Source organism: Devosia lacusdianchii, from assembly GCF_022429625.1.
In the GTDB taxonomy this organism is placed as follows: Bacteria; Pseudomonadota; Alphaproteobacteria; order Rhizobiales; family Devosiaceae; genus Devosia; species Devosia lacusdianchii.
The window spans coordinates 2,218,842-2,243,456 of sequence record NZ_CP092483.1 but is presented as its reverse complement, the minus strand read 5'-3'; the positions used below and the strand labels follow the sequence as shown (position 1 = coordinate 2,243,456).

Here is a 24,615-nt window from a genome sequence, read left to right as displayed (position 1 = left end):
AATTGTGCCCCCTGAGGTCAATGTCTGCTGACAAGAGGGTGGGCCGCTTCAGGCTCCGGGACAGTCAGACATGACCACAGAACGTTCTATCGGTGTCGGTAAGGCGGACGCATTCGATCGGTGCGGAGGCATGAACAGGCGGTCGTTTCTGGTGGGGTCGGCTGCCGTTATTAGCGCGATCGGTCTTGCGGGTTGCACAAGCGGTGGTATGAGCCGTGCTGAAGCGGAGCGGGTTTACGGAGCGCTACCCGATGAGCGTTTTCCCGTTCCCGCCGTAAATATCAATAAAGTCGATCCGAAATATCTTCGCCGCACCGTGCGGTACGACTCCGATGAGGCCGTTGGCACGATTATCGTCGATCCCCGCCGCTATTATGTCTACCGAATCGAAGGTGGCGGACAGGCAACCAGGTACGGTGCCAATGTTGGCCGTGCCGGGTTTCTGTGGAGCGGCGATGCCTACATTGGACGTAAGGCCGAATGGCCGGTCTGGACGCCGCCCAGGGAGATGATCCTGCGGCAGCCAGAGGCTGCGCCCTACGCCAATGGCATGCCGCCGGGCCTGGATAATCCGCTCGGCGCCCGCACGCTCTACCTCTATCAGAATGGCGCGTACACGCTGTACACCATCTACAGCACGATCATGCCCGAGACGATCGGACGTGGTGTGTCCAGCGGCTGCGTCGGTCTGCTGACCCAGGATATGGTGGACCTCTACGAAAAGACGCCGGTCAATACGAAGGTCATTGTTCTGCCGGCCTAGGCCGCACTGGCGCCATGGCCCCGTATGGCTCGGAATCGTCAATCCCCCGGCAATCTTTCCTAACACTTCGCTAACCAGTTCACTCCAATCCCCGGTGTTCACGCTGCTCACGCTGGACAAGAACAAACAAGGAACTTATAAGAACATTATAGCAACACGGGAGATGCAGATGCTCACTTTCATCAAGGACTTCGCCGCATTCGTCACGCTCGGCGCCTTCACCATCGGCTCGCTCACCTGGATGGATGTGCTCACGCGACTCGTGTGATGGTCCTGTGGATTGCGGCACCGGTGATTTGAGGATCACACGGCGCCGGTGATAAAGGTCCAGCATGAGCGGTCCAGGTTTTATCCATCTTCACGTCCATTCTGCCTATTCGCTGCTCGAGGGCGCATTGCAGCTTGAGAACATTCTCAAGCTCGCTGCCGCCGACAACCAGCCGGCGCTAGGCATTGCCGACACGGGCAATCTGTTCGGTGCGCTGGAGTTCTCGGAGAAGGCCAGCAAGAAGGGCATTCAGCCGCTGACCGGGGTGGAGCTGGCGATCGATTTCGCCGCCGCCGAGGAGCGGATCAGTGAACGCGGTCATGTCGCGTGGGCCGGCAAATCCAGCGTCGTGCTGATGGCGCAGACGCAGGAGGGTTTCGAGAACCTGTCGCGGCTGGTCTCCAAGGCGTACCTGTTGAGCGCCGATGGCATCGCCAGGGCCAAGCTCGACTGGCTGAGCCGGGAAGGCCTCGAAGGCCTGATTTGCCTGACGGGTGGTCCGGAAGGCGCCATCGACATGGCGTTCGCGCAGGGGCAGGACGCCAATGCCGTGCGCCGGCTGGATACGCTGGCAGAGCTGTTCGGCGACCGCCTCTACATGGAATTGCAGCGCCACGGCCGGCCGCAGGAAGCCGCGGTCGAACCGCGCCTGATCGATTATGCCTATCGCAAGGGCATTCCGCTGGTGGCGACCAACGAACCGTTCTTCAAATCGGTCAAGGAATTCGAGGCGCATGATGCGCTGCTGGCGATTGCCGGCGGCACCGTGCTGGCCCAGACCGAGCGGCGCAAGCTCAACGACCAGTATTATTTCAAGACCCGCGCCGAGATGGAGGCGCTGTTCTCGGACATTCCCGAGGCGCTGGATTCGACGATCGAGATTGCGCAGCGCACCTCGTATCGGCCGCGCACGCGCAGTCCGATCCTGCCGAAATTCGCGGCGGCTCCGGGGCTAAGCGAAGCCGATGCGGTTGCGGCGGAGGCGGCCGCGTTGCGCGCCATGGCGGAGGAGGGGCTTGCCAAGCGCCTCGCCAGCCCCGGCCCCGCACCGGGCAAGACAGCGGCCGAATACTGGGAACGGCTGGAATTCGAGCTGGGTATCATCCAGTCCATGAAATTTCCCGGCTACTTCCTCATCGTGGCGGACTTCATCCGCTGGTCGAAGTCGCAGGGCATTCCGGTGGGGCCGGGACGTGGTTCGGGTGCCGGGTCGCTGGTGGCGTATGCCACGACCATTACCGACCTTGATCCGCTGGCCTACAATCTGCTGTTCGAGCGCTTCCTCAATCCGGAACGCGTGTCGATGCCCGACTTCGACATCGATTTCTGCCAGGACCGCCGCGAAGAGGTGATCCATTACGTACAGCAGAAGTACGGCACCGAGCAGGTAGCGCAGATCATCACCTTCGGAACGTTGCAGGCGCGCGCCGTGCTACGCGACGTCGGGCGCGTGCTGCAGATGCCGTACGGGCAGGTGGACCGCATCTGCAAGCTGGTGCCGGCCAATCCGGCCGATCCGTGGTCCATCGAGCGCACGCTCAACGAGGTGCCGCAGTTCAAGCAGATGGTGGATGAAGACGAGACGGTAGCCGATCTCGTCGCCATCGCCCGCAATCTCGAAGGCCTGTTCCGTCACGCCTCGACGCACGCCGCCGGCATTATCATCGGCGACCGGCCGCTACAGGATCTGGCGCCGCTCTATCGCGATCCGCGCTCGGATATGCCGGTCTGCCAGTACAATATGAAATGGAGCGAGGCTGCGGGCCTCGTGAAGTTCGACTTTCTTGGCCTCAAGACGCTGACCACGGTTCAGTACGCCGTCAACATGGTCAACCTCGATGGCGGCAACTTCCGCATCGAAGATATCCCGATCGACGACAAGCCGACCTACGATCTCTACACGCGTGGCGACACGTTCGGCGTGTTCCAGGTGGAAGGCGCGGGCATGCGACGCGCGCTGGTCGACATGAAGCCCGACCGCTTCGAAGACATCATCGCTATCGTGGCCCTGTATCGCCCGGGCCCGATGGACAATATTCCGCTGTTCTGCGACCGCAAGCATGGGCGCGAGGACGTGGAGTACCCGCATCCCGACCTCTCCAAGGTGCTGGACGAGACCTATGGCGTCATCGTCTACCAGGAACAGGTGATGCAGATCGCCCAGCTGCTGTCGGGCTATTCGCTCGGCGAAGCCGATATGCTGCGCCGCGCCATGGGCAAGAAGATCAAGGCCGAGATGGACGCGCAGCGCGAGCGCTTCCGCAAGGGCTGCATCGAATACGGCCTCAAGCAGGGCCAGGCCGACACGATCTTCGACCTCCTGGCCAAGTTCGCCAATTACGGCTTCAACAAGAGCCACGCGGCCACCTATGCGCTGGTGAGCTACCAGACGGCCTTTCTCAAGGCGCACTATCCGCACGAATTCCTGGCCGCGTCGATGACGTTGGATATGGGCAATACCGACAAGCTGGCGGAGTTCCGCGGCGAGGCCAAGCGGCATCGGATCGAGCTGGTGCCGCCCTGCATCAACCGCTCCGAAGTGGTGTTCTCGGTCAAGGACAAGCGCATCCTCTATGGGTTGTGCGCGGTCAAGGGCGTGGGCCGGCAGGTTGCCGAGCATATCGTCGAGGCACGCGGCAATACGCCGTTCAAGGATCTTGGCGATTTCGCCCGCCGGGTCGATCCGCGCATCTTGAGCAAGCGCACGCTGGAAACGTTGGCCAATGCCGGGGCTTTCGACGATATCGTACCGAGTCGCGAGCAGGCCTTTGCCGCCATCGAAGCCGTCATGGGCATGGCGCAGTCGCTGACGGCGGAGCGCAATGAGGGCCAGTGGAACATGTTCGACATGGGCGAGCCCGAGCCCATCCGCATCCCGGCTGGGGTCGAGGCCTGGTCGACCACCGAGCGGGCCGACCGCGAGCTGTCGGCGATCGGCTTCCATCTATCGGCCCACCCGCTCGATGCCTATTCGGACCTGTTCGACAAGCTGCGGGTGCAACGCTGGGGTGATTTCGAGCGCGCGGTGAAGGACGGCGCCTCGGCGGGCCGGCTGGCGGGCACGATCAGTGGGCGGCAGGACCGGCGTACGCGCAAGGGCACGCCGATGATGATTCTGACCCTCAGCGACCAGACCGGAAGCTATGAGGTCATCGCCTTTTCCGAGCAGATCAACGAGTTCGGCGCGATGTTGCAGCCGGGCAAGTCGGTGATCCTGCAGGTGGGTGCGGACGAGCGTGCCGAGGGCATCAGCCTGCGGCTGCTATCGGCCCAGCCGATCGACGGCATTGAAGACAAGATCGATCGTCGCCTGACGGTATTTGCCGCCGACGCCAAGGCGCTCGGTTCCATCAGTGCCCAGCTCAAGCGGGGCGGGGAGGGGAGCGTCAACTTCATCGTCATCCGCGACGGTGGCGCACGGGAATACGAGATCGAGCTGCCGGGGACATATCGGCTCACCGCAGAAGTAGCGGGCGGCATCAAGGCGCTCGAAGGCGTGACGGATGTGCGGTTCCACTAGGTACGGCGCTGAGCGCTGTCGACCCCATTTCGGTCGTTCGATAGACAATATGCGGCGGCCGGCAGGGACGGCAGTGGTCGGGCACGACGTCATGTGAATTCCAGACGAGAAGATGGCCCGCCGAGCTAAGGCGGGCCATCTGGCTTTAGAACTTGCCCTTGATCCCGGCCGTCACGCCAAGGCTGTAGCTGTTGCCGAAGTTGTTCAGGCTGGTGGCGAAGTCCGCCTCGCCAAAAAGCGAGACCTTGTCATCCGCCCAGTTAAGCGAACCGCCGATACCGATGCCGCCCCAGAGCGGATCGTTCTTGCTGCTGACGCTATCGCCGCCGATCAGCGTTGAAGTGCCTTCAAGGAACTCGTAGCTGGCGCTTGCCACGCTATAGAAGTGGGTGCTGCCGGCCTGGCCGTTCGTATCCTTCCAATCGGCTTTGTAGTCGGCCGAAATGCCAAGGCGCCCGACAAGACTGTCGCCGCGATCGAGCCTGACGGTGTTCCCGAACGGATCCTGGAAATCCGTGAACCCCACATGCGAATAGGAAAGCTGCGCCTGCGGCGTGACCGACCATTTGTCATCGATGGCAAACTGCCGGCCGCCCTCGAGGCTGAAGGCGTAGCCAAAACCGTCGTTTCCGGAGACGATGGAGCGGCCGAGCGTGTTGGAATAGAGACTCGTGTCGAACCAGGTGAGCTTTCCCTGGGCATCAAGATAAAGGCCGCTATCGGCAAACCAGGTGAGTCCGCCGCCAAGACCGACGGCGGTGCCCGCGACTTTACCACTGCCGGATGCCGAGCCGATATCGGCAGAGATACTGCCAATCTGCATATTGACGCCGCCCACGACCGTACCGTCGCCAGGTTGCAGGATCACACCATCAACGCCACCCTGTAACTGCAGGGTGTCCACCGTGTGGGTCGCGCCAGTGGTCGACGATCCCGGCGCGTTTACCGCGTGCTTTCCCTCGATGCGCCCCCAGAGCCCTCGGCTTTGGGCGCTACCCTCAGATCGCCAGCCGTTGCCGAGGCGCTGTCGCAGTGTATCCATCTCATTGAAAGATTGCAGCGCCGCGGCAATGTAAGCCTCGACAACGGGCGCGGCGGGCTGGAAAATCGGTGTGCCCGGGTCAGACGGGTTGACGAGGCTGCGCAGATACCAGTCACCATCGGCACTGGTCGGCGTGCCCTCGTAGAGGCCGTAGAGATAGGCGCCACCCGCAACGGCCTGCTCTCCATTGACCACCATGTCGCCAAGCAAGGTGAAGGTGCCTGCTGAGGCGCCGCCCACATCGACGATCTTGATGCCGTTGACCGTGGCCCCGCTGCTGCCACCCACCTTGGTCACGGCAACGTTGGTGGTGCCGGTGCTGTTACCGGTGATGACGAGGAGGTCCGTCGCAGCGCCGTCGCCGGCCAAGTTGGACTGGATCTCCAGCAATGTGCCGGTGCCCACATAGTTGCCATCGATGGTGAGCGTGCCCAAGCCGACGCCGCCCGGTGCGATCTGGCCTACTGTCAAAGCCTTGCCGCCCAGCGCCATCGTGCCCACGCCCTCGAGGCGCGGAATCGCAATGCCGGCGGCCGCCATGGCCGAGACATCGAACGTACCATCGGCGACCACCCGGTTCGACGCGATCGCGCCGGCGCCGGAAAGCGCCAGCGTGCTGCCGCTGCCAATGATCGTGTCGCCGCTATAAGTGCTGACATCAGTCAATGTCAGGGTGCCGGTGCCCGTGGTCGTCAGGCTGCCGGTGCCGCTGAAACCGGGGGCGCCGATCGAAAAGCCGTTGGTGTCGACAGTCAGCCCGCCGGCGGTGATGGTGAGCTCCGAAACGGTCAACGTGCCCAGGAAGCTCGGATTGCTGGCGAGGGCGCGCAGCGTTGCGTCGTCGAAGTTGACCTGGCCGCTGCCGGTCCCCTTGGTGAGGCTCGTCGTTTCGAGTGTCCCGCCACCGGTTATGTTGATGACGCCAATGCCCGTCGCGTTAAAGCCAAGGCGTACCACGCCTTGCGCACTGACAAGGCCACCGTCCAGAATGTTGAGCGTCGCGCTACCCATGCCGCCAACATTCAGGGCGCCACCAATTAGCCACTGCGACCCCTCTCCGGTCACGGAGATTGTGTTCACCCGGCCAGCAGATGAAGAGACGACGCCACCCGTCGAGTTCAAAACGCTGCCGTTCTGGACCGTTAGTGAACCTGAGGCCGAATTCATGATTAAACCAGTGGTGCGGCCGGTGGCCGCTCCGTTGACGCCCAGGACGATCGATGCGGACGGGGTGTTAATCGTGACTCCGACACTCCCGGAGGGCGGCGCGTTACTGGTCCAATTCTGGCCATCGTTCCAGTCATTGCTGGAGCTACCGTCCCAGGTTTGCGCCGTCGCTGCTGTCGTGGCGCCGAGCATCATCGCCCCAATCGACCCGCCGGTCAAAAAAGCCTGGCGCCATTTTCTTGAAGAAACTCTGTTGAACTTTTGCCCGACTGGGCGTGAACAAGCATTGGGGCACTCGCGGGGAGCGCTAATGAGAATGGTCATATCAACTCTCTAGTCGGCGAGTGGCATCGCCGGTGGTCCGCCTGAGGGTAATGCCGGCGTTCTGAGATTCTGAATCGCTCAATTAAAATGGGCGGTTACCAGCAACAGGGCGAAACTAGCCGACGCTTCCCATCATGCAAATGAAACAACCGCAATTTCACTCGTGCATTCGGATAAGGGATTGATCAAAAGTTAACGCGCCCTCTCCCTTGGCAGCGCCGGCAATGATCATGAGGGAATGAACCTGCGGTCGGACCAGATCGGCGCCCAAAAGCAGGCGGCCCGCTTCCCAAACCACCGAGGCATGGCAGGCGACGCTCTGGCGCGCCTCTTGCAGCGTCTCGAGGTCTAGCCAAAACCACCGCCCAGCGCCAATCCGGCGACGCCGGTGGCCGAGATGATGCCGGAGGGCACGACGATGCCCTGCTCCTGGGTTGCAGCATCCACTTCCTTCCATGTGGCGCCCGCTTCGACCCGCACCAGCATGGTGTGCGGATCCACGGTGACGGCGCGACGCTGGGTCATGTCGATGGTGATACCGCCATCGCTCAGGGCTGCGCCCGCCACGTTGTGCCACCACCGCGCACCGAGACTGGCAGGTTATGATCCCTGGCGAAGGCGGTCGCCGCCGAGATATCGGCCTCGCTGGCAGGCCGCAGCACCAAGGCGGGGCGCTTGTCGATCATGCCGTTCCAGATGGCGCAGCAGGATTCGTAGGCTGGGTCGTCCGGCAGGTGGCAGGTGCCGGTGAGCCGTTCTGCCAAGTCGGCGACATCGCCGCCGCGACGAAAGTACTCGGCCTGCATTGACCTCGCTCCTCCGGCGTTGTACCTAACCAATAGGTTAGATAACTTGGTAGTTAGTTTCCAATGGCGAGAGATCAGTTGAGCGCTACGCTTTCGGCGCTTGCCGATCCGACGCGGAGAGCGATCCTCGCGCGGCTGATGATGGGCGATGCACCGGTCAAGGATTTGGCCGCGCCCTTCGACATGAGCATTCCGGCGATTTGTAAGCATCTGAAGGTGCTTGAAGATGCGGGGCTGGTCAGCCGGGGGCGGAATGCGCAAATGCGCCCATGCCGATTGGAGACGGCGGCACTCAGGGACGTGATGAGCTGGCTCGAGATTTATCGCCAGCATTGGGACCAGAGCCTCGACCGGCTTGATGGCTTGCTGGAGCGACTGCAAGCGATCGACCCCGCGGGGACGACAAGCGGCGGAGCAAAGCAGTGACGGATGGCCGGACAAAAATCGATGCCGAGAGCAAGACGCTGACCTTTTCCCGCTGGTTCAGAGCGCCTCGACTGCTGGTGTGGAAGTCGTTTGAAGATCCTTATCTGCTGGCGCAATGGTGGGGCCCGGAGGGGTTTACCTGTCCGATCGCCAAGCTCGATTTCCGGGTCGGTGGCGAATGGCACACGGTAATCCGCTCGCCGGACGGCATCGAAATTCCCAGCGTCCGTGTCTTTACCGACATCCGCAGACCGGAGCGGATCGCTTACCGCAGCGTCCCCCGGGACGACGCCTTCTGGAACGGGAATCCGCCTCCGGCCTATTCGACCGTCCTCAGCTTCTTCGAACGCGACGGCGGAACAGAGTTGGTGATGAAGACCGAATTCGAAACCGAGCAACAGGCGCAGGACGCCATGGTGCGCGGCTTTGCGGAGGGAGTAGGGCAGACGCTTGATAAGCTGGGGCGTTTGCTGTTGGCGCAGACCGGGTAGGGCTGATGCCGGGCCGCCGCCCCAGAAGTCCGGAGAGCTCCGGCGCATAGGGAGGAACTCGATGCTGAGACGATCTATCGGGGGGCTTATGGTCTTTGTCGCTCTGGCGACCACAAACGTCCTGGCCCAATCACAAGGAGGAGACACCATGTCGCGAGCTATCGAGAGCGGATACGCGCCGGTTGAGGGAACAGAGCTCTATTATGAAATTCATGGAGAGGGAGCGCCGCTGGTCCTCTTACATGGTGGCGTGAACCCTTCCACAATGTTTGGTGCGCCGCTTGCGGAAATGGCGAAGAGCTTCAAAGTGATCGCCATCCACGCCCGCGGGCATGGCCTGAGCAAAGACAGTGATGCGCCCTGGTCTGTCGAGCAGTTCGCCGATGATGTCGCCGCGGTGCTCGATGATCGCCGAATCGAGAGGGCCAGCGTCATGGGCTATTCGTTTGGCGGCAAGATCGCGCTGCAATTTGCGCTTCGGCACCCCGATATGCTCGACAAGCTCGTGGTGATATCGGCCGCGTATTCCCAAGGCGGTGTATACCCGGAAGTCCAGGCTGCTTTCGAGCAAATGCCTGGCACGGCCGATGCGATTGGCAACAGTATCGCCCAATCGCCGCTGGCCCAGCTCTATCCGGACGTCGATTGGCCCAGGCTCATGCGCAGGTCTGGCGAGCTCGGCATGCAGGGCCATGACTGGTCCGATGGGATCAAGGACATCAAATCGCAGACCCTTCTGGTCTTCGCGGACGCCGATTCCATCCGGCCGGAGCATATGGTCGAGTTCTACAAGCTGCTGGGCGGAGGGCAAAGGAACGCTGGAATGGATGGGTCTTTGCGCTCTTCCAATCGGCTGGCGATCATTCCGGGAGTCACGCATTATACCATTATAGGGTCACCGGCGGTGACCCAGTTCGCAACCGAATTCCTGCAGGATTAGGCGGTCGGATGCGTCGCCGAAAGGTTACTCCTTCAGCTTGAACCGCACATCTCGCGGTGATCGCTCGTCGCCACGCCACTCCGTTAGAACGGCGTATAGATCAGGGCGCCTGCCGGTCATCCAGCGCTGTCCGCTGCTGTCTGCAATGAGGGACAGGTCGAGCTCGGCAATCACCATGTCCTCTTCTATCGCGGTACTTTCAGCGATGATACGCCCGTACGGGTCGAGTATCATGGCATTGCCGGTTCGAAGCTCGTCCTCATCCCGGCCGACGCCGTTGCTGAAGATCAGAAACATGCCGTTGTCATGTGCTCGGGCGGGCAGCCAGCGCATCAGCCAGCCCCGTCCATTGGGACCAGCGAACGCGTCGCGCAGGGCTTGCGGATCGTCGTGTCTGTTCTCCCAAAGATAAACGGGGATGGGCTTCATCCCGTGAGGGCTGCGCGACCTCGTTCCCCCTGTTTGATGCGGCGCGATGAGAACTTGCGCCCCTAACAATGCGCAGGCCCGGCCATTCTCGATGAGATTGTTGTCGAAACAGATGAGGATAGCCATGCGGACACCCCAGGGCGTGTCGAACACGGTATATCGGTCACCGCTCTGGATCAGTTCGTGCTCGAAGGCGTGCAGTTTGCGGTGGGTGTGACCCGAGCCATCCGGAAAGCACACGCGGTATGCGTTGAAGAACCGGCCGTCCTCGTCCCGTTCCACCCAACCTACGCCAATGGCGATGCCCAAGCTCGCCGCCAGGGCCGCTACCGAGGTGATGGATGGACCCGTCACGCTCTCAGCCAGGTCCGCTACACCCTCAGCATCTAGGTTTGGCACGTGCCAATAGCCGCTGACGCACATCTCCGGCAGCACGACGATCTGGGCACCGGCCCGGCTGGCTTTCCGCGCGAAAGCCTCGAGGCGTGAGAGGTTATAGGGTTTGTCGCCCGCCCTATGTTGGAACTGGACGGTTGCGACGCGTAGGGTTTTTGCGGTCATCGGCGGCTCCTGCTTGGCAAGCGCAGAATGCGCGCCATTGACGATGATCGCCAATGAAAGCTGGGGTGCGGTGTGATAACCTGTGGGAATGGATATCGCCCAAATACGCGCCTTTGTGGTGCTTGCCGAGTTGAAGCATTTCGGTCGTGCCGCCGATCGCCTTCACATCACGCAACCGGCCCTGACCAAGCGCCTGCATTCGCTGGAAGCAACGATAGGTGCTTCGCTGTTCCAACGAGATCGGACCGGTACGGTATTGACGCCAGTCGGGCGGTCGCTTTTGGGTGATGCTGCCCGGCTCATCAGCGATGCCGATGCCTTTCACGTACGCGCCAGGCGCGTGGCTCAGGGCGCTCAAGGCAAGCTCGATGTCGGCTTCGGACTGTCAACCATCGACATGGCCCCCAGGATGGTCGGGCAGTTCCAACGGGCGTTCCCTGACGTTGCCGTGTCATTGGACGACTTTTCGTCATCGGAGCAGGCCGATCGCCTACTCGATGGGCGGCTTGATGTCGGCTTCGTGCGCCTCCCTGTCGGCTCATTCCGGCTTACGTCTCGTGTACTGGCGACCGACAGACTCGCCTTGGCCTACTCGCCACTTTTCTTTGATCTAGATGGCGCCGCAGTGCCGCAAGGGATCGTGGATGCCGGCTTCGTTTTTCTCCATCCCCACCGCGGTCCGGGTCTGGCCAGTCAGATCAATCGATGGTGCAAAGCGGTTGGTTTCGAACCTCGTATCATCCAGGTCGCAAGCGATATTCAGACCGTCCTGGCACTCGTAGCGGCGGGCGTCGGCTTGTCCATTGTGCCGTTGCAGGCGACCCAATTGATGAAGGTGGGCCTTGAGCTCAGGGCTCTGGAGGGGCCTGACGCCGAATGGGAGACGGGGATCAGCTGGCGTCAGGATCACGACAATCCGGCACTTTCGAACTTTCTGAAGATGCTGGAGAGCGGTCCGTAATAGCGCCGGCCCTGGCGGTGCATGGGCGCTGGACGGCGAGGAGAATGTGGAGTTCCATTGGACTCCAGTAGGAGGAGCGTCAAATGCGGGGGCAGAAAATCGAATGGAAGCGTATCGCGGGAAGTTTTGCCGTGATGGCGGGTTGTGCCTTCCTTCTCTTCGTTTTGGCGGCGCTGCTGAATTTTCTTGCTTCGGCGGTGGGGCTTTCGACGCCGGAGCGCCTGACGGCGATTATTACCTCGCTCAGCAGTTCTGGCACGCTCCAGGCCATCATGGCGATCTGGCTGCTCACCGCGGCTCTGGCCATCGCGGCGCCGGGGCTGTGGCGCGTGCTGTCGATCGCGACGGCACTGCTGTTTGATGTTGGGTATGGCGTGCTTGGCGCGCTCACGGGGTTTGGGCTCGCCATCGGGATATTCGGCGGCAACTGGTACGTGCTGATGTGGGCCGCCATCTACAGCGCGGTCGTGGCGGCGGGGTATTTTGCGGTGAAGCGCTGGTTGGTCGGCGACGTGCGGGCCATGGGGCAGGCCCGCTGGATCGTCGCCGCAGTGCTCGCGATTGCCGCGCCCGTCCTGCTTTTGTGGCTTTAGCTTACTCCTCGCAGGCGACCAGTGGGAAGGTGCCGATCTCGGCCTTGACCCTGCATGGTGCCGTCATCGCACTACGTTGAAATATCTCCTCGGCTTGGGATCAATTTGCCAAGGACAACGCGCCCCGGCGTCCTCCAGACGAACGAGCGCCGTGCGCAATCTGCGGGCGGCTTGCGTTTGCCGGCATCTTCCCCTATATCGCCCATGCGTTTGACTGCGCGTCAGCGCGATTTCACACACGAAGCAGGCTTTTCGGGCAACCGAGAATCCATCCGGTGACGGGAGACCGTCGCAAGGCTTCGTGGCGGCATCAACCGGTAAACAAGGAGCAGCCATCATGGCACTGCCCGATTTTTCTATGCGTCAACTGCTCGAAGCAGGCGTTCACTTTGGTCACCAGAAGCACCGCTGGAACCCGAAGATGGAGCGTTACATTTTCGGCGTTCGCAACGACATCCACATTCTCGACCTGTCGCAGACCGTCCCGGCCCTGAGCCGTGCGCTGCAGCTCGTCAGCGACACTGTTGCTGATGGCGGCCGCGTGCTGTTCGTCGGCACCAAGCGCCAGGCCGCTCCGCTGGTGGCTGACGCCGCCAAGCAGTCGGCTCAGTACTATGTGAACTCCCGCTGGCTCGGCGGCACGCTGACCAACTGGCAGACGATCTCGAACTCGATCTCGCGCCTGCGCGAACTCGAGTCGATGAGCGAAGACGATCTCGCGCTGCGCACCAAGAAGGAACGCCTGATGATGAGCCGTGAGCAGGAACGCCTTGAGCGTGACCTGGGCGGCATCAAGGACATGGGCAACCTGCCGTCGCTCCTGTTCGTCATCGACACCAACAAGGAAGCGAATGCGATCAAGGAAGCCCGCCGTCTGGGTATCCCGGTCGTGGCCATCGTCGACACCAATTGCGATCCCGACACCGTCGATTACGCAATTCCTGGCAACGACGACGCGTCGCGCGCTCTCGAGCTCTACGTCTCGCTGATCTCGAAGGCCGCTATCGACGGCATCGGCCGCTCGTCGTCGGCTCTCGGTGCCGATCTCGGCGCCCAGGACCGCGCTCCGGTCGAAGAGCTGCCGAGCGAAGAAGCACCAACCGTCAATTAAGTCGCTTAAGCGTACTTCGTTCTGATTTGAACCAATGCGGCCCCTGGAATGGGGCCGCCAAGAGGTGAACCCATGGAAATCACTGCAGGAATGGTCAAGCAGCTCCGCGACTCGACCGGCGTCGGGATGATGGACTGCAAGAAGGCTCTGGCCGAAACCAATGGCGACATGGAAGCAGCGGTCGATTGGCTGCGCACCCGTGGCCTGGCCAAGGCTGCCAAGAAGGCTGACCGCGTTGCGGCCGAAGGCCTCGTCGGTGTTGCTACATCCGGCACCAAGGCTGCCGTTGTCGAAGTGAACTCGGAAACCGACTTCGTTGCCCGCAACGAGCAGTTCCAGGCGATCGTCGCCAATGTTGCCAAGCTCGCCCTCGACGCCGATGGCGACGTGGTCAAGCTCGGCGAAATGCCGTTCCCCGGCTCGGGCCACTCGGTTTCGGCCGAGCTGACCGAAGCCATCGCCAAGATCGGCGAGAACATGAACCTGCGCCGCACCGAGACCGTTTCGGTCAGCGACGGCGTGGTGGAAAGCTACGTGCACAATGCCGTCAAGGGCGGCCTTGGCCGCATGGGCATCCTCGTGGCTCTCGAGTCGACCGGCGACAAGGCTGCCCTGTCGGCTCTCGGCAAGCAGCTGGCCATGCACATCGCAGCGACCAATCCGCTGTCGATCGACCCGGCGGACCTCGACCAGAACGTGGTGGCTCGCGAGCGCGCCATCATTCTCGAGCAGGTCAAGGAATCGGGCAAGTCGGCCGAAATCGCCGAGAAGATGGTCGATGGCCGCATGCGCAAGTACTTCGAAGAAGTCACGCTCCTGGCACAGACCTTCGTGATCGATGGCGAGACCAAGGTCGGCGTCGCGATCAAGAATGCCGAAAAGGACGTTGGTGCGCCGATCAAGCTGACCAAGTTCGTGCGTTACGCACTGGGCGAGGGCATCGAGAAGGTCGAGACCGACTTCGCTGCCGAAGTCGCCGCCACTGCCGGCGTGAAGTAATCACGCGCAGACTATTTGCGAACGGGCCCACGGGCCCGTTCGCTGCTCTCCCAAGCTGGTCATCTTTTGGCCGGGATCGAGCGTAAAACCCCGCCGTAATCTTATTTCGATTGGCACGGCGCTTTCTTTTGAAGGCGCTTCTGCCCTAATGTCTGTCGGGTGTCGCCGGATTCGGTGCCCCGCCGCTTGTTTCAAAGAGGGGTTTTGCCGATGGCGCCTGCCTACAAACGCATTTTGCTCAAGGTATCGGGCGAAGCGCTGTCTGGCGACCAGCAGTTCGGTATCCAGCCCGAGTTTCTCGACGGCGTAGCCCAGCAAATCGCGGGCGTGGCACGCACTGGCATCGAGATTGCCGTCGTCACGGGTGGCGGCAACATCTTCCGCGGCATGGCCGTTGCCGCCAATGGTGGCGACCGCGTGACTGCCGATATGATGGGTACGCTTGGTACCGTCATCAACGCGCTGGCGCTGGCCGGTGCTCTCACCAATGCCGGTGTCAAAGCCAAGGTTTTCAGCGCGACGACCATGCCGTCGGTCGCCGACACCTATACCGCTCGCGCTGCCAAGGCGGCGCTCGAGGACGGTTATGTGGTGGTGCTGGGCGGCGGCATCGGCAATCCATTCTTCACCACCGATACCGCGGCGGCCTTGCGTGGTATCGAGCTGCAATGCGATGTCGTGCTCAAGGGCACCAATGTCGACGGCGTCTATTCAGCCGATCCCAAGAAGGATCCGAATGCCACGCGGTATGACCAGATCAGCCATGACGACGTCATCAGGCAGAATTTGCGGGTTATGGATACGGCCGCCTTTGCGCTTGCCCGCGACAACAACCTGCCGATAATCGTGTATTCGCTGGATGACAAGGAAGGTTTGTCCGGCGTACTTGCCGGGCGGGTTCGCAGCACCCGTGTTGGCGAGCCGCTCTAGTCCGGCGCAATTTGATTGCATCAGAGCGCCGGCTCTAGTTTCTTGTTGCCGCAAGGTTATCCGCGAAAAGCCGGGCTTCACCGCTTCGCACCTTGCTTCTAGCCTGGAAGGACGAACACAATGGCCTACAACCTCGCCGATCTCAAAACCCGCATGCAGAAGTCGATCACGTCGCTGCGTGACGAACTGGCGGGCCTCAGAACGGGCCGCGCCAGCGCCAGCCTGCTCGAGCCGGTGACGGTGGAAGCCTATGGCTCGCGCATGCCGCTGAACCAGGTGGCCACGGTGACCGTGCCGGAGCCGCGCATGTTGAGCGTGCAGGTGTGGGACCGCGGCATGGCCAATGCCGTCGAGAAGGCAATTCGCGACAGCGGGCTGGGCCTCAACCCAATGGGGGAGGGCCAGATCATCCGCGTGCCACTGCCCGAACTCAACGAAGAGCGTCGCCGCGACCTCACCAAGGTTGCCCACAATTACGCTGAGGCAGCCCGTGTCGCCGTGCGCCATATCCGCCGCGATGGCATGGATGCGCTCAAGAAGGCCGAGAAGGATGGCGACCTGGCGCAGGATGATGCGCGCGCTCAGTCCGACCTGGTCCAGAAGGCGACCGATGCGGCTGTCGCCGAGATCGATGTGGTCGTGGCGACCAAAGAAGCGGAAATCATGCAGGTTTAGCCGGCACGAACTGCGCTGGAGGGCGTAGATGTCCATCGATCCTGCCATCACCGCCGAGCTTGCGCAGCGCCCGCGTCTGCGCATCCCCGCGCATCTTGGCGTGATCATGGACGGCAATGGCCGCTGGGCCAAGGCCAGGGGCAAACGCCGTACCGAAGGGCATATCGAGGGCGTCAAGTCGCTGCGCAATCTCGTCGAGTTGTGCATCAATTATGGCGTCGGACACCTGACGGTATTCAGCTTCTCGTCGGAGAACTGGACACGTCCGCGCGAGGAAGTCGCTTTTATTTTCAACCTGTTACGCAGGTTTGTTGCGTCTGACCTTCAGAAACTGATCCGCAATAACGTTCGGGTGCGTATCATCGGGACGCGCGAGGGCCTGGAGCCCTCGCTGGTGCGGCTGATCGACGATGTCGAGGCCAAGACATCAGGCAATACCGGATTGGTCCTGGTTGTGGCGTTCAACTATGGCGGCAAGGCCGAAATCGCCGAAGCCACCCGTCGCCTGGCGCGCGAGGTGGCGGCGGGCCGGCTGTCGCCGGAGGCGATTACAGAGCAGACAATCGAATCCGCTCTCTATACCGCGGGTATGCCGGACCCCGACCTCATCATCCGAACCAGCGGCGAACAGCGGATTTCCAACTTCCTGTTGTGGCAGGCGGCCTATTCGGAATTCGTGTTTGTCGACGAGAATTGGCCTGATTTCGACGAGCAGAGCTTCCTGCGCGTGCTCGAGATTTTCTCGATGCGCGACAGACGGTTTGGCGGCATCGAGGTTGCACGACCTTGACCAATCCCGGCGATCAGCTGCCAGAGCCTGCGCCCAGTCGCCGCCGCCTTTGGTCCGATCTCGGGCCTCGCTTTGCCTCCGCCATGGTGCTGATCGCGCTCACCGCGACGGCCCTCTATATCGGCAGTTACTTCTTTGCGGCCGTGGTTGGCGCGGTGTTTGCGGGTGCCTATCGCGAGTGGGAAACCATGGTGTCGCGGGCGCCTTTGACGCCCGGTGGTATTGCGCTGATTGGTCTTGTGGCTCTGTCGGGGCTGGTGTTTCCGATATTCGGCCCACTGGGCACCTTTGTGGTCATCGCCGTCGCCTGCGCGGTCGCCATCGGCATGGGCGGCGAGGGCATCTGGTGGCGGGCGCTGGGTCTTTGCATCTATGGCGCGATCATCGTCGCAGCGCTTGCCATGCGAGGCGACACGATGGCCGGCGTCTGGGCCGGCGTCTATCTGGGCACCGTGGTGTGGATGACCGATTCCGCCGCCTTCTTTACCGGACGCCAGATTGGCGGCGAGAAGCTGGCACCCGAGATTTCTCCGTCCAAGACCTGGTCTGGCGCTCTGGGCGGGTTGGCGCTTGGCACCGGGGCAGGGCTGCTGGTCTGGACCGTGGCAACGGACTCGCCCTGGTGGATCGGCCTGCTGTTATCAGCAACAATCAGCGTGCTGGGCCAGTTGGGCGATCTCAGCGAGAGTGCGATCAAGCGGCACTTCCGCATCAAGGATAGTGGCGATCTCATCCCGGGTCATGGCGGGCTGATGGACCGGCTGGACAGCCTCACATTCGGCGTGTTGCTGGTGCTGGTCGTCGGCACGCTGCATCTGGGCTTTGCTTCGGTCGCCGAAGGCCTGCTCTACTGGTAAGTCCGTCGCCTCGCGCGGCGCATAAGGAAGACCATGTTCGATTTCATCTACTGGCTGCTGTCCTATGTCGTGCCGTTCCTAGCGGTGCTGACTGTCATCGTGTTCGTGCACGAAATGGGCCATTACCTGGTGGCCAGATGGAATGGCGTGGCGATCCAGACCTTTTCGATCGGCTTCGGGCGCGAGCTTGTCGGCTGGGACGACCGCCACGGCACGCGCTGGCGGGTTTCGGCGATACCGCTGGGTGGTTACGTGCGTTTCGTGGGCGACATGAATGCTGCGAGCACGCCCGATAACGATGTGATCGCCAATGCCTCGCCGGAGCTGGCGCCGCGGCTGTTTGCCAACAAGAATGTGTGGCAGCGCATCGCCGTTGTCGTGGCCGGACCGGTGGCCAACATCATCCTGACCTTTGTCATTCTCTATGCGCTGCTGCTGGGCTACGGCCGCTACACCACCGCGCCGGTCGTCCGCGAGGTGGTGGCGGGATCGGTGGCCGAGGAGGCGGGCATCAGGGTGGGCGATATCTTTACGTCGGTGGATGGCTACACCGTTCGGGGGTTTGAGGATTTCGACCGCCTGGTGGCCACCAGCCCCCAGCGCTCGGTTTCAATCGAGCTTGAGCGCGACAGCCAAAGGCAGACCATCGTGCTGGTGCCGGACGCGGTGGAGGCCGAGGACCGCTTCGGCAACAGTCAGCGCATCGGCAATATTGGCGTCTACCCCTATGTCCTTCCGGCGACCGTCGGCAACGTGATCGCGGATTCGGTGGCAGAGAAGGCCGGAATTGAAGCGGGTGACACCGTTATCTCGGTGGACGGACATGCGGTTAGCAATTTCCAGGATTTCCAGCAACTTATCGTTGTTCGCCCCGAGCAGCCGGTGAGCATTCTGCTCGAAAGGGCGGGGCAGGCGATGACGATCGAGCTTGCACCGGAGGCCGTGGAGGTCGAGGGCCAGACGATTGGCAGAATCGGCATCAGCCCTGGCGCTCCCGAAGCACCTGAGATGACCCTCTATCGCCCGGGTCCGGTTGAAGCCGTGGGCATGACGTTCGAGGAAATCCGCTTCATCGTGCAGCGCACGGCAGCGTTTCTTGGCGACTTTTTCGTTGGTCGCGGTGACGTCGAACAACTGGGTGGGCCGGTCAAAGTAGCCAAGGTTTCCGGGCAGGTGGCGACTCTGGGCATTGTCGCACTCATAAATCTGACCGCCTTGCTCTCTCTAAATATCGGAATCTTCAACCTTTTGCCGGTTCCGATGCTCGACGGCGGGCATCTCATGTATTATCTGGTCGAAGCTGTGAGGGGGCGTCCGCTCAGCATGAAGGTTCAGGAAATAGGCTTCCGCATCGGATTTGCCCTTGTCCTGAGTCTCATGGTGTTCACGCTCTTCAACGATACGATTTTCGACCACCTGGGAATTTTGCGTTAGCTTCTGGTTAACCTTGGTTCGCAAGGTGTTGCAGGAATACAAGAGCACCAAGCATTTGCTAACCGCGTCGAGGCTTACGCCTTGTCCTTGGTTAAAAAGGCGGTAAAACGGTGCAATGGAGTTAGCTTGGGGGAGCGCTATGCATGGCGATTCCTCGGGCCTGGTCGCAGAAGGCAATAACAATATGATCCATCCCACCAAGCTGATGCGCGGCGCGTTCCTTGCGCTTGCGATTCTGGGTGCCGCACCACTGGCTGGCCCCAGTATTCCGCTTCTTGGCGTTGCCACGGCTCAGGCTCAAGACCAGCTCGTGGGCTCGGTGTTGTTCGAGGGCAATCGTCGCTTCTCTGATAGCCAGTTGCTCGCGATGGTCGACGTGTCGGCATCCGGCATCTACACCCAGCAGCGCATCGCGTCGGACGTCGAGAGCATCCGTCAGGCCTACGATCGCGATGGGTTCCTTTCCGTCTCGGTGACCACCCGCACCGAAGCGACGGCCGATGGCCGCGTTCGCGTGATCTTCGTGGTGAACGAAGGCAATCGCGCCGGCATCGCCGCGATCAACTTCACTGGCAACAACGCGATCAGCGCCGGTAACCTCAAGGGCACGATGCTGACCAAGGAAACCGGCTTCCTCAGCTGGTTGTTCAAGGATGACGGCTACGACGAGCAGAAGATCGCTGTCGACCGCGAGCGCATCCGTCTCTACTACGCCAACCGCGGCTATCCTGACGCACAGATCAACTCGGTCGGCGAGTATGATGCCACCCGCAATGCCTACTTCATCAACTTCACCATCAATGAAGGCCAGAAGTACGAGTTTGCCGGCGTTGGTATCGAAACCAGCATTCCTGGCCTCAACACCGATGCCCTGAAGGGCACCGTGCAGACGGGTGAAGGCAGCAACTACTCGATCAGCGATCTGCAGGGCACGATCGAGGACATGACCTATGAGGCAACGACCCAGGGTTATTCCTTCGCCGACGTCCGCGCTCGCCTCGATCGTAATGTGACCAATGGCACGTTCAATGTGACCTATCTGGTCGATGAAGGTCCGCGCGTCTACGTCGAGCGCATCAACATCACCGGCAACGTCAAGACCCGCGATTTCGTGATCCGTCGTGAGCTGGAGTTCGCTGAAGGCGACCCCTTCAACCGTGCGCTGGTTATTCGTGGCCGTACCGCCATCAATGCGCTGGGTTATTTCTCCGCCGTTGAAATGGGCACGGCTCAGGGTTCCGCACCGGACAAGGTCGTTATCAACATCAACGTGACGGAATCGTCGACCGGTGAATATGGCGCGACCGCTGGTTACTCGACCGTCGATGGCGTGCTGGGCGAAATCTCGCTGACCGAGCGCAACTTCCTTGGTCGTGGTCAGTATCTGCGTGCCGCTATCGGTGCGTCGCAGTCTGGCCGCACCTTCGACTTCTCGTTCACCGAACCGCGCTTCATGGGTCTCAAGGTCTCGGCCGGCGTCGATGCGTATCACCGCATCAGCGACGAAACGACGACCAGCTTCTATGGCTCGCAGTCGACCGGTGGCCAGCTGCGTGCCGGTATTCCGATTACGTCGGACCTGTCGGCCACGGTGTTTGCCGGTGTCGATCGCAAGGTGATCGCCGACGTTAAGGACAACCCCGCCTACCAGTCGTCCTTGGTCGTGGATGGTCAGGAGTTCTACAAGGCGTTTGTCGGCTACACGCTGACCTGGGCTGGTGTCGACGACGTCAAGAAGCCGACCGAAGGCCTCTATGCAACCTTCACCCAGCAGTACATCGGTTGGGACCATAGCCTGATCAAGTCGGAAGCCCGCGCACGCTACTTCGTGCCTCTGCTCGAGGACAGCGGGATCGTGGCGAGCGTCCGTGGCCAGGCCGGCATCATCAATGACCTGAGCGGCAATGGCGTCCATGCTGTCGAGGCCTTTTCGCCCGGCACGCAGCTGATCCGTGGCTTCCAGGGACGTGGCTTCGGCCCGCGCCTGATGAGCGGGGAATATCTCGGTGCCACCATGTATGCTGGTGTGTCCGCCGAAATCACCTTCCCGATCCCGGCTCTGCCGGAGAGCTATGGCTTAAGCGGCGCTATCTGGGCCGATGCGGCCTGGGTTGATGGCTTGCCGCGCATGGGCACTGGCGCTGCCGCAAATCCGGGCCTTGATCCGGGCAGCATCGACCAGCCGTGGCGTACGTCGATCGGCGCCTCGATCATCTGGGACTCGCCGTTTGGTCCGCTGCGTGGCGACTTCGCCCACGTGCTGAACCAGGCAACGTCGGACCGGACCCAGGTCTTCCAGCTGACGATGCAGACCTTGCTCTAGCCGATATAGCGTGAAACAGTTCATTGAGCCGCGGGGCGGTAGCGCCGCGGCTCAATGCTTTTAAGTGACATCATGGTCGACACCCGCTTTCACCGTTTCGCCGGCCCGTCCTCCATCGGTGCCATTCTGACGCAGCTCAAGCGCGTCGACCTGTTGCCAACGGTTTCCGAACTGGACACCGTCATTTCTGGCGTCACCGATCTGGATCTTGCCGGCGCCGGTGATCTCGCCTTGGCGGCGCATACTAACTATACGGAAGAGCTGCGCAGCACGGCTGCTGGTGCAGTCATCGTCCTGCCGGCGCTGCGTGACGTGGTGCCACCGGGCAGCGTGCCGATCTATAGTGATCGACCGCACCAGCTATTCGCCGACATTCTCGATCTGCTCTATCCCTCCAGCACGCGATCCATCATCGTGGCGGGCCGGGATGACCTGGGCGCGCCGGTTTTCGAGCGCGACGTTTCGGTCGGCTCCAACGTGGTGATCGGCAGCGGGGTCGAGATTGGCCGGGGTACCGTCATTGGTGCCAACACGGTCATTGGTGCCGGCGTCACGATCGGCCGCAATTGTACGATCGCTGCCAATTGCACAATCGACTGCGCCCATATCGGCAATGACGTTGTGATCCATTCGGGTGTTCGAATTGGCACCGAAGGCTTCGGCTGGCTGGATTTCGGTCAATCGAACCGCAAGGTGCCACAACTAGGGCGCGTGCTGATTCAGGACCGGGTGGAGATCGGCGCCAACTCGACGATCGACCGCGGCGCCTTGGGCGATACGATGGTCGGGGAAGGCACCAAGATCGATAATCTCGTCCAGATCGGACACAATTGCCGCATCGGGCGCAACTGTCTGATCGCCGCCATGTCCGGCCTTTCCGGCTCCACGATAGTGGGGGATGGCGTGCTGATGGGGGGTGGTGTGGGCACTTCTGGCCACCTGACAATCGGCGCCGGTTCGGTCGTTCACGGACGGGCCGCGGTGACCAAGAACTGGCCCCCTGGTTCCAAACTTGCGGGTGCCCCGGCGCAGGATATAAGAGACTTTTGGCGAGAGATCGCCGTAATGCGTAAACTGGCCAAGGGGGACAAGCGCGGATGAACGACAGCGCGAACCAGAGCACCGAGCTTGCAGCGATGGATATCGCTGAGATTCTCAAGGCCTTGCCACATCGCTACCCTTTCCTGATGATCGACAGGATCATCAATATCAATGGCGATGAGACCGCGGTTGGTATCAAGAACGTCACGTTCAACGAACCGATCTTCCAGGGTCACTTTCCTGAGAACCCGATCTTCCCGGGCGTCCTGATCATCGAGGCCATGGCGCAGACCGCCGGCGCCATCGTGATCAAGCACGATTCTGCGGGCAATGACCGCAAGAACGTCGTGCTGATGCTCGGCGTGGACAAGGCGAAGTTCCGCAAGCCGGCTGGGCCCGGCGATAGGATCGAATTTCACATCGCCAAGATTCAGCGTCGGCGCAATGTCGGCCGCTACAAGGCCGATGCGATCGTCGATGGGGTGGTTATCGCCGAGGCGGAGATCACGGCCATGATTATCGAGGCGACTTCGTGAGCCACACCGAGGTCCATCCGACCGCTATCGTTGGTGCGGGCGCGCGGCTCGGTAATGGGGTCAAGATCGGTCCATACTGCGTCGTCGGCAGCGATGTTGTCTTGCACGACAATGTCGAGTTGATCTCGCATGTGTCGCTGGACGGTCATACCGAGATTGGCGCGGGTTCGCGTATCTTTCCGTTCGCCTCTATCAGCCGACAGCCACAGGATCGAAAGTACCACGGTGAGGCCTCGCGGGTGGTGATTGGCGAGCGCTGCGACATTCGCGAGACGGTGACCATCAATCCGGGCACCGAAGCTGGTGGCATGGAGACCCGGATCGGCAATGACTGCCTGATTATGGCGGGCGCCCATGTCGCGCACGACGCGATCCTGGGCAACAACGTCATTCTGGCCAACTATGTGGGTATCGCCGGCCATTGCCAAATTGGCGACTATGTTTCGTTCGGGGGCATGTGCGCAGTCCATCAATTTGTGCGTATTGGGGCCCACGCCTTCATTGGCGCACAGAGCATGGTCGATAGTGACGTCATTCCCTATGGTATGGCGGTCGGTAACCGCGCCCGCCTGGCCGGTCTCAATCTGGTCGGCCTCAAGCGCCGCGGCTTTGACCGCGAGTCGATCCATACGCTGCGCGCTGCCTATCGCATGGTGTTTTCGACCGAAGGCACATTGCGCGAGCGCGTGGAAGACGCTGCCGGCATGTTCAAGGACGAGCCGCTGGTGCAGGATGTGGTGCGATTTATCGCCAGTGTCAGCGACCGGCCGCTTTGCCTGCCGCGCAGCACGCGGGACGAAGAGTAGGTGCAGGAGCGGCTTGCCCTGATCGCGGGGTCGGGCGCGCTCGTGCCCGAAGTGATCGCGGCGGCCCGAAGCAAAGGCTTTGAGCTCAAGCTGTTGACCATCGGCAAGCGGCGCGACCTGAGTGCCCTCGAGCCGGTGCGTTTTAGTCTGTCACGGCCGCAGGAGGCCGTCGAAGTCATTCGCAATTTTGGCGCGACGCGATTCACGCTCGCCGGCGGGGTGAGCCTGTCCGACGTGGTTCGCGAGGGGCTAGCTGGATTCTTCAGCGGCGCGAGCGTGCATCACTCCATCGGCGATACGAGCATTTCAGACCTGGTGGCCCGCCTCGAAGACATGACCGGCGCCAAGCCTATGGGCGTTCACGAGATTGCGCCTGAATTGCTGGCTCCGGCCGGATTGATCGGCGGTCCGGAATTGACGCCGGCCCAGCATGACGCGGCGCAATATGGACTGGAGCTCGCCCGCGAGGCCGGACGACTGGACCTGGGCCAGGCCGTGGTCGTCGCCGGAAGGCGAGCGGTGGCAGCTGAGGATATTGGCGGAACCGACGCATTGCTGCGTCGGGTGCGCTGGCTCCGCTGGCGGCGGCTCGTGGCCGACGGGACATCGCCGCTGGTCCTGGCCAAATGCCCAAAGCCCGACCAACCGCTGTTTGTCGACCTGCCAGCCGTCGGGCCGCGCACCGTCGAGATGGCGGCGAAGGCCGGTGTGGTGGCGATCGCGGTGGAGGCGAGCGGCACACTGGTCATCCAGCGCCAGCGCGTAGCCGAGACGGCAAATCGATTGGGTGTGCCGGTGATCGGGCTGGCGCATGGCTAGGCA

The 24,615-nt window shown here is 61.9% G+C and carries 21 protein-coding genes and 1 pseudogene; 19 read left to right on the top strand and 3 right to left on the bottom strand.

All coding sequences use genetic code 11. The annotated features are described in order from the left end of the window. Positions 1 to 70 precede the first annotated feature (70 nt). Together MF606_RS10905 and dnaE are read left to right on the top strand one after the other, a co-directional pair. Positions 71 to 763 carry a L,D-transpeptidase family protein gene (locus MF606_RS10905; protein WP_240229271.1) on the top strand — a complete coding sequence of 231 codons (693 nt, stop codon included), beginning with the start codon at positions 71 to 73 and terminating at the stop codon, positions 761 to 763. A 332-nt stretch (positions 764 to 1,095) separates the two neighbouring features. Beyond that, entirely contained in the window at positions 1,096 to 4,551 is a 3,456-nt protein-coding gene (gene dnaE, locus MF606_RS10900; RefSeq protein WP_240229270.1) for a DNA polymerase III subunit alpha, read from the top strand. A 145-nt stretch (positions 4,552 to 4,696) separates the two neighbouring features. On the opposite strand, the gene MF606_RS10895 is transcribed toward dnaE, so the two are convergent. Together MF606_RS10895 and MF606_RS10890 are read right to left on the bottom strand one after the other, a co-directional pair. Further along, positions 4,697 to 7,084 carry an autotransporter family protein gene (locus MF606_RS10895; RefSeq protein WP_240229269.1) on the bottom strand — a complete coding sequence of 796 codons (2,388 nt, stop codon included), beginning with the start codon at positions 7,082 to 7,084 and terminating at the stop codon, positions 4,697 to 4,699. Positions 7,085 to 7,432: 348 nt separating this feature from the next. Then, positions 7,433 to 7,770, bottom strand: a pseudogene (locus MF606_RS10890) (FAD-binding oxidoreductase). Between the two features lie 183 nt (positions 7,771 to 7,953). Here MF606_RS10890 and MF606_RS10885 point away from each other — a divergent pair. The 3 genes from MF606_RS10885 (at position 7,954) to MF606_RS10875 (ending at position 9,747) form a co-directional block, all read left to right on the top strand. Beyond that, the gene (locus tag MF606_RS10885; protein ID WP_240229268.1) at positions 7,954 to 8,316 is read left to right on the top strand and encodes an ArsR/SmtB family transcription factor; all 363 of its coding nucleotides are present in this window, start codon (positions 7,954 to 7,956) and stop codon (positions 8,314 to 8,316) included. Then, on the top strand, positions 8,313 to 8,807 hold the full coding sequence (locus MF606_RS10880) for an SRPBCC domain-containing protein (protein WP_240229267.1): 495 nt from the start codon (positions 8,313 to 8,315) through the stop codon (positions 8,805 to 8,807). Before MF606_RS10885 ends, MF606_RS10880 begins: the two co-directional genes overlap by 4 nt. Positions 8,808 to 8,955: 148 nt before the next feature. After that, complete coding sequence (locus MF606_RS10875) at positions 8,956 to 9,747, top strand: alpha/beta fold hydrolase (protein WP_240229266.1); 792 nt, start codon at positions 8,956 to 8,958, stop codon at positions 9,745 to 9,747. Between the two features lie 24 nt (positions 9,748 to 9,771). Here MF606_RS10875 and MF606_RS10870 read toward each other — a convergent pair whose 3' ends face one another. Further along, a complete protein-coding gene (locus MF606_RS10870; protein ID WP_240229265.1) occupies positions 9,772 to 10,791 on the bottom strand; it encodes a nitrilase family protein in 1,020 nt (339 codons plus the stop codon). Positions 10,792 to 10,825: 34 nt separating this feature from the next. Here MF606_RS10870 and MF606_RS10865 point away from each other — a divergent pair, with 34 nt between their 5' ends. From MF606_RS10865 to lpxI, 14 genes are all read left to right on the top strand, one after another. Next, positions 10,826 to 11,698 carry a LysR family transcriptional regulator gene (locus MF606_RS10865; protein ID WP_240229264.1) on the top strand — a complete coding sequence of 291 codons (873 nt, stop codon included), beginning with the start codon at positions 10,826 to 10,828 and terminating at the stop codon, positions 11,696 to 11,698. Between the two features lie 83 nt (positions 11,699 to 11,781). Continuing rightward, positions 11,782 to 12,291, top strand: coding sequence for a hypothetical protein (locus tag MF606_RS10860; protein ID WP_240229263.1), 510 nt, complete (start codon positions 11,782 to 11,784; stop codon positions 12,289 to 12,291). A 337-nt stretch (positions 12,292 to 12,628) separates the two neighbouring features. Further along, positions 12,629 to 13,402 carry a 30S ribosomal protein S2 gene (gene rpsB, locus MF606_RS10855; protein WP_240229262.1) on the top strand — a complete coding sequence of 258 codons (774 nt, stop codon included), beginning with the start codon at positions 12,629 to 12,631 and terminating at the stop codon, positions 13,400 to 13,402. A 72-nt stretch (positions 13,403 to 13,474) separates the two neighbouring features. Continuing rightward, complete coding sequence (gene tsf, locus MF606_RS10850) at positions 13,475 to 14,401, top strand: translation elongation factor Ts (protein ID WP_240229261.1); 927 nt, start codon at positions 13,475 to 13,477, stop codon at positions 14,399 to 14,401. A 210-nt stretch (positions 14,402 to 14,611) separates the two neighbouring features. Next, the gene (pyrH, locus tag MF606_RS10845) at positions 14,612 to 15,331 is read left to right on the top strand and encodes a UMP kinase (RefSeq protein WP_420842204.1); all 720 of its coding nucleotides are present in this window, start codon (positions 14,612 to 14,614) and stop codon (positions 15,329 to 15,331) included. A 120-nt stretch (positions 15,332 to 15,451) separates the two neighbouring features. After that, on the top strand, positions 15,452 to 16,006 hold the full coding sequence (gene frr / locus MF606_RS10840) for a ribosome recycling factor (protein ID WP_240229259.1): 555 nt from the start codon (positions 15,452 to 15,454) through the stop codon (positions 16,004 to 16,006). 28 nt (positions 16,007 to 16,034) lie between these two features. Further along, positions 16,035 to 16,796, top strand: a complete 762-nt coding sequence (locus tag MF606_RS10835) for an isoprenyl transferase (RefSeq protein WP_240229258.1) — start codon at positions 16,035 to 16,037, stop codon at positions 16,794 to 16,796. Continuing rightward, positions 16,793 to 17,653 (top strand): phosphatidate cytidylyltransferase, encoded by an 861-nt coding sequence (locus MF606_RS10830; protein ID WP_240229257.1) that lies wholly within the window; start codon positions 16,793 to 16,795, stop codon positions 17,651 to 17,653. The genes MF606_RS10835 and MF606_RS10830 overlap by 4 nt, the downstream gene beginning before the upstream one ends. 33 nt (positions 17,654 to 17,686) lie before the next feature. Next, a complete protein-coding gene (gene rseP, locus MF606_RS10825) occupies positions 17,687 to 19,087 on the top strand; it encodes an RIP metalloprotease RseP (protein WP_240229256.1) in 1,401 nt (466 codons plus the stop codon). 139 nt (positions 19,088 to 19,226) lie between these two features. Further along, complete coding sequence (gene bamA / locus MF606_RS10820) at positions 19,227 to 21,410, top strand: outer membrane protein assembly factor BamA (protein ID WP_240229255.1); 2,184 nt, start codon at positions 19,227 to 19,229, stop codon at positions 21,408 to 21,410. Positions 21,411 to 21,482: 72 nt separating this feature from the next. Then, positions 21,483 to 22,511: a UDP-3-O-(3-hydroxymyristoyl)glucosamine N-acyltransferase gene (gene lpxD, locus MF606_RS10815; protein ID WP_240229254.1), complete on the top strand. Its 1,029-nt coding sequence runs from the start codon at positions 21,483 to 21,485 to the stop codon at positions 22,509 to 22,511. After that, positions 22,508 to 22,987, top strand: a complete 480-nt coding sequence (fabZ, locus tag MF606_RS10810) for a 3-hydroxyacyl-ACP dehydratase FabZ (RefSeq protein ID WP_240229253.1) — start codon at positions 22,508 to 22,510, stop codon at positions 22,985 to 22,987. Before lpxD ends, fabZ begins: the two co-directional genes overlap by 4 nt. Next, positions 22,984 to 23,793 carry an acyl-ACP--UDP-N-acetylglucosamine O-acyltransferase gene (gene lpxA, locus MF606_RS10805; RefSeq protein ID WP_240229252.1) on the top strand — a complete coding sequence of 270 codons (810 nt, stop codon included), beginning with the start codon at positions 22,984 to 22,986 and terminating at the stop codon, positions 23,791 to 23,793. Before fabZ ends, lpxA begins: the two co-directional genes overlap by 4 nt. Beyond that, positions 23,794 to 24,612 carry a UDP-2,3-diacylglucosamine diphosphatase LpxI domain-containing protein gene (gene lpxI, locus MF606_RS10800; RefSeq protein ID WP_240229251.1) on the top strand — a complete coding sequence of 273 codons (819 nt, stop codon included), beginning with the start codon at positions 23,794 to 23,796 and terminating at the stop codon, positions 24,610 to 24,612. Positions 24,613 to 24,615 lie beyond the last annotated feature (3 nt).